The organism is Endozoicomonas sp., from assembly GCF_031844845.1.
GTDB lineage: Bacteria > Pseudomonadota > Gammaproteobacteria > Pseudomonadales > Endozoicomonadaceae > Endozoicomonas.
Genome location: NZ_JAVRMB020000247.1, coordinates 1 through 5,299 on the forward strand (window position 1 = coordinate 1; position 5,299 = coordinate 5,299).

A 5,299-nucleotide genomic window follows, 5' to 3' on the forward strand; every position below is an offset into this window, starting at 1 on the left:
CGGCTCATGGATAGGGCTGGACGCTTCAGGTAACGTCCGAGATATTTGATGTTGCGGTGATGATTTTTGCTGGGCCTGGCAAAATGAACGATCCAGTTTTTCTCATAATGTGGATTCAACCAGCGGTTAAACGCTGTTTTGTTGGTACCGATCTCTTTCAGGGTTTCTGGTAATACCAGCTCCCCTCGGTTGTAAGTCTGACGAAGTAAATTGATGATTTCGTACCGCCACATAGGCATGAGCGTTTTTTTACAGAAATACAGAGTCTTCCAGGCTTTGTTATCACTGGCTAAACCACCTGTGGTCACGGACAGATGAACATGAATATTCCACTTAAGGTCCCGTCCAAAGGTATACAGGGCGGTAAATATTCCTGGTCGTATTCCTTTTTTACCCGCCACTTTCAGAATGATTTTTGCAGCCAGACCACTGAGGTTGCATAACAGGTTCCGGTTGTATCGGAACAACTCCCAGAGTTCCGAGGGCATGGTGAAGGTGATGTGTTGCCATTGGGTGTCCGGAAGAATGGCTTTCTGTTGTTCTATCCACTGGTCAGTGAGTTTCTTGCCGCAGGTGGGGCAGAACCGGCTCTTGCAACTGAAACACACTTTTTTCTGGTGGGTACATTCTTGGTTGCTGCACTGGAACACGGCATAGCCACGCACGCTCAACCCACAGCTGAGCATCTTGATGACGTTATCAGGGATGGCAGGGCGTATACGATGTTTGTATTTTTCGTAGAACCGCCACCACGAACCGTTCTTTTGGAACAGTTCTTTAAGTCGGGTTGGAAGGCGAATAGTACATTACTGTCTGTGTGATTTGTCTGGTCAGGATAGACGATGGGGATTATGAGTCGAGATTCAGGTGGAGGCAGAAGGTTGCATTGATCAAAAAGCCGCCGCGAAGCGGCTTACCTTGTTTTAAATGTTTTTACCTGTTTTACCTGTTTTACCCCACTCTACAGGCCAATGAATACAAGGGTTGTATCGATCTAGTGCGTAGTCTTTTACACCCTAATGCGTAGTCTTTTACACCATGAAGCGTAATAGTGTTTTATCTTTAACGCTTTTAGAGGATATGATTAAACCCACGTCCAACTAACTGGTTTTTCCCACATACCGCCAAAGATCATGAGCGATATTGATCACATAAAAATCACCAAGGCGAATAAGTTGACTGAAGTCAGGCTGCTGGAAGTGGGTAATAGGCTGAAACTGAGTGATCAGAAAGTGGTACTGGCCGTGGTTGGTCAGTTGTCACCGAACGATGAAGACTTTAAAGATTACCACGTCAAAGTTTCTGAACTGGTATCCCTTACCGGGATTGCCAAGGAAAACCTGTATCGAGAGATTGAGGCAATTTGTAACCGTCTTATATCGAGCGTTATCACCATAAAGGAAGAAAATAACCTTGAAGGCTTTGTTAAGGTCACTTGGTTCTCCCATGCGGAATATATCCCCTCGCAAGGGATTATTGGGTTTTCTTTTTCCCCAAGATTGAAGCCCTATTTGTTGCAGCTGAAAAGCCATTTCACCACTTACAGCCTGAAACAAGTGGTTCATTTGAAGTCTACTTACTCAATCCGGTTGTATGAGCTGCTGCGCCAGTTCCTGCCATTGAAAGGCGTGAATAACGGCAGATCGGTAGCTTTTCGGGAAATTACCCTTGTTGACCTGCGGGATTATCTGGGTGTTGAAAAGAGTCGATACGCCAAGTTTTATGAGTTTAAGCGGAATGTGTTGGACCGTTGCCAACTGGAACTGGCCGAACATACTGACCTGAAGTTTGAATACACCCAGATCCGTGCAGGCCGGAAGATCAATTCCATTAATTTCAAGATCAGCCATAACGCACAGTTTGAGGAAATAGATGATGGTGAAACTGCCATTCCTGTACCGGATAGCCTGATGGATAAGGTATTCACTAAAAATATCCGTGAACTGGTGCCGGACATTAGTGATTTTGAGATCGGTATGCTGACTGGTGCTTACAGTACAGAAATACTTTATGAAGCCATGTATGCACTGTACCAGGCAAAGGTGGAAGGTCGTATCAAAGGCACTGCACTGGACTATTACCGTGGCATCCTGAAAAACACTCGTCGTGAAGACCAGGCAGCAAACCCGGCAGCCAGTAAATCAACGGCTGAGAAACTGACAGACAGAAGCTGGGCTGATGGGCTTAATCTTGATGGGCCTGATGGGCCTGAATAGTTTCTACAGGTTTTTACAGGGTGTTTTCTAGCGTTCCTGAAAAACAAAGAAAAGCCAGCGTATGTCAGGCCGGCTCTTTGAAGTTTCCAACAATGAATCTTCAGTATCGCCTTGTGCAACATTCGTTGCAGTTTAAATCAAGAGGTTAACACGCCACTCATAACCATCAATAACGCCAGTTTCATAATCCCCGGTCTCTTGCCTCATCCGCTGTCTTTATTAACCAAGCCTTCGCTGGCTGCACCCCACCCCATCACCATCTCCGCCAAATACTCCGCCACCTCCGGTACCTCATGCGTTGGCTCTTCTTTATACTTCTCCCGGTCAATCCCACTGTCCAGGTAAAACCCCATGACCTGGTTCACCTGGTTCAGCAATATTCCGTAGGGCTTGCCGTTGCCCTCGGTTGGCAGCTCGCTATAACTCATCTGCTCCAACAGGGTAAACATCAGCTCCTGTAGCTGCGGCCTCATAATGGTCCCGTGATAGGGCATCTTTGCCCGCCCATCGCAATATACGGTGCAGCTCAGGTGTTTCTCGATCACCGCAGGGTCCAGCGCCCGCACCTTCAGGTTAAAAGTCTCTTTTTTGTGAGCGGTAACGCTCAACACCCCTTCCGGCAAAAATAGCAGCATGTTCCAATTCCTTTGGTGACATAGTTAAAACAAATTATTAACTGATGTTACGCACCTCTACCATAGGCTAAGTTCCCTTTAATAGTTGAATAGACTACTATGCCCCTATCTTCTACTGTGTAGGGGAATCTTATGCAATACGAGCTATTTCAGAATTTTATTAATTCCATTTCTCTATTAACTAAAGAGCAATTGGTTATTCTTGAGTGTGCCTTAAGCAACATACGACAGGACAGTAGTGAAAAAGATGAAATGCGAGAAGATGCGGATAAGAATGTGTCTGTATCTGTGAAACCACCATCGGCTGCTGGTGCTTTCGAAACTACCACTTTCCTACCTGGTTTTGAGTCTTATGACAGTGAGTCTTCAAACAAAAAAACACTCCCCGCTGCCGTACCAGACCTTGAAACGAATATACTTTCCCATTTCGCAGAATGCCCACAATGTCCAAAGTGTCAGAGCCAGAAAATAGGACGTTGGGGGTTTCAAAGTGGTCGGCAGCGCTACCATTGCAACACTTGTAACGCAACCTTTAACGCTTTTACTGGCACTTCCCTGGCAAGACTCCGACATCCGGAAAAATGGAATGGTTACCTGGCGGGCATGACGTACTCCATGACCTTGCGGCCAGCTGCGAAAGCGTATGGCATTAATTTAAAGACATCGTTCCGCTGGCGTCATCGTTTTCTTGAAGTGATTAACAATGATCAGGCAGAAGAGCTGTGTGGGATCACAGAGCTTGATGAAACGATGTTTCGAGAATCCTTTAAAGGGCAAAGAAAAGGTCTGCCAAGACCTGCACGTAAACGCAGCAATGACCCAACCAAAGCTGGCAAAGTACCGGTAATGGTAGCCCGGGATCGTCAGTGTCACACTGTTGATGGAATCTTGAAAGATGAAAGCGCAGATGAGCTGTGCCGTCACTTGAATGGCCGCATATCAATAGAGGCAACGGTTTGTGCCGATGCTCTCCTTGCGCACGAAAAGCTTGCCAAGAAGCTGGGTTTTGAGTTCAAAGAATTGGTTACTTCAAAGGGGCAACGAGTTCTGGAAGGTATTTACCATATTCAGAACGTAAATGCTTACCACAGTGGCCTGAAACGCTGGATTTCAGGAGTTTTTCACGGAGTTGCCACACGCTATCTTCCGCATTATCTTGCTTGGCGACGGGATATTTCCGGCGCAGTTGAGTTCAATGTTGATCAATTTGTCAGGAGAATATCAGAACATTGGAGCTTCCAACTATTAAAGGGAACTTAGCCCAACTGTATCGTTGATCATCCCACAAAATACCGAGCTCTCTTTGTAGGTTGTTGTCTTATAGCCATATGTGACAGATACAATACCGTCACTTAATTCGCTAACATTCTTTACAACTTTGCCTGAATAATAAACTTTTTCACCAACAATATTTGCGCACTGAGACTTAATTAAGTCCATATCCTGGCCACAACCAGTCAGGGGTATTGTGGAAGCAATCAATGTGATTAAAATTGCCTTTCTGGTCATTTTGTTATCAGCCCTGCATAGACGGTTAATTATTTCACAATAATCAATTGATTATTAAAGCTCGACTTCAGGTCCGCTAAAATGATCTTCCCAGTCATCAGACTCCATATCATCTCCCCATTCGCAGTCTTCATCATCCATTAGCTTGCCCTTTTTGTTTTCATGATTTCCACTGACAGTAACAAACTGTTTTTATGAAGTAATTAGGTGGTTTTACGTATTATTGGTGTCGCTAAATGGTTGGATTTTATCGGTAAAGATCTCCGGCAAATTCTTGTTGTATCAGGTACCGCTAGTGCTGCATCTGATATGTGGCATATCTCTGATTCTACTGGTTCATATGGTCTACAGAGATACAGAGACTACAAGCGTATCAATTGGTGCAAGACTCTGTACTAGTCCATGACTAAGAGGGTTGTTTCTTACGTCTGAGCTTGGTTCTTTAGATGTTTTTATGCTTGTTTAAAATTTTCCTTTGGTTTTAAGTGGCGGCGTTCCAATTAGCGTTTAGGTAATGATTATGGAAACTTTTTCTGCTTCTGCTAAATGGGATGAGTTTAAGGGAAGTGTTGTAGCGGATGAGGCTGATTTTATTGGTTGTTTAAGTGTCTCCAAATGGCTTAAAGATAATAACCACATAACAGATGAAATCGTTGTTGGTATCTCTCTGTTTGTAGGTGACAGCATAGGAAAATGGGAAGGTAATAAATTTAAGCCGCACAGGGAATGTTATGTGAGTGTGGGATTTCTAGTGGCGGCAGCTGGTACTGATACCGATATAGAGCCGGTGTCGGTAAGGTTGATCAATGATATAGATATGAGTATTGTGGATTTTTTCGCCTTTTTTAAGCAATTCGATATAACTCCTGTCTCTTATACACATCTAAAAAAAAAAATTACATCTTCTCCTAGACACAACTGCATTACCAATTACTTCAC

The 5,299-nt window shown here is 44.3% G+C and carries 5 protein-coding genes; 3 read left to right on the plus strand and 2 right to left on the minus strand.

What is annotated here, in order from left to right; translation table 11 throughout:
* On the minus strand, positions 1 to 686 hold a 686-nt coding region (locus RM811_RS13375), incomplete at its 3' end, for a transposase (protein ID WP_402525085.1).
* 447 nt (positions 687 to 1,133) lie between these two features.
* On the opposite strand from RM811_RS13375, the gene RM811_RS13380 reads away from it, so the two are divergent.
* Entirely contained in the window at positions 1,134 to 2,216 is a 1,083-nt protein-coding gene (locus tag RM811_RS13380; RefSeq protein ID WP_402525088.1) for a replication initiation protein, read from the plus strand.
* A gap of 203 nt (positions 2,217 to 2,419) precedes the next feature.
* On the opposite strand, the gene RM811_RS13385 is transcribed toward RM811_RS13380, so the two are convergent.
* Complete coding sequence (locus RM811_RS13385) at positions 2,420 to 2,851, minus strand: hypothetical protein (protein WP_402525090.1); 432 nt, start codon at positions 2,849 to 2,851, stop codon at positions 2,420 to 2,422.
* Between the two features lie 132 nt (positions 2,852 to 2,983).
* Between RM811_RS13385 and RM811_RS13390 the strand changes: the two genes are divergently transcribed.
* Both RM811_RS13390 and RM811_RS13395 read left to right on the plus strand, forming a co-directional pair.
* The gene (locus RM811_RS13390) at positions 2,984 to 4,111 is read left to right on the plus strand and encodes an IS1595 family transposase (RefSeq protein ID WP_402525092.1); all 1,128 of its coding nucleotides are present in this window, start codon (positions 2,984 to 2,986) and stop codon (positions 4,109 to 4,111) included.
* Between the two features lie 769 nt (positions 4,112 to 4,880).
* On the plus strand, positions 4,881 to 5,299 hold a 419-nt coding region (locus RM811_RS13395; RefSeq protein ID WP_402525095.1), incomplete at its 3' end, for a hypothetical protein.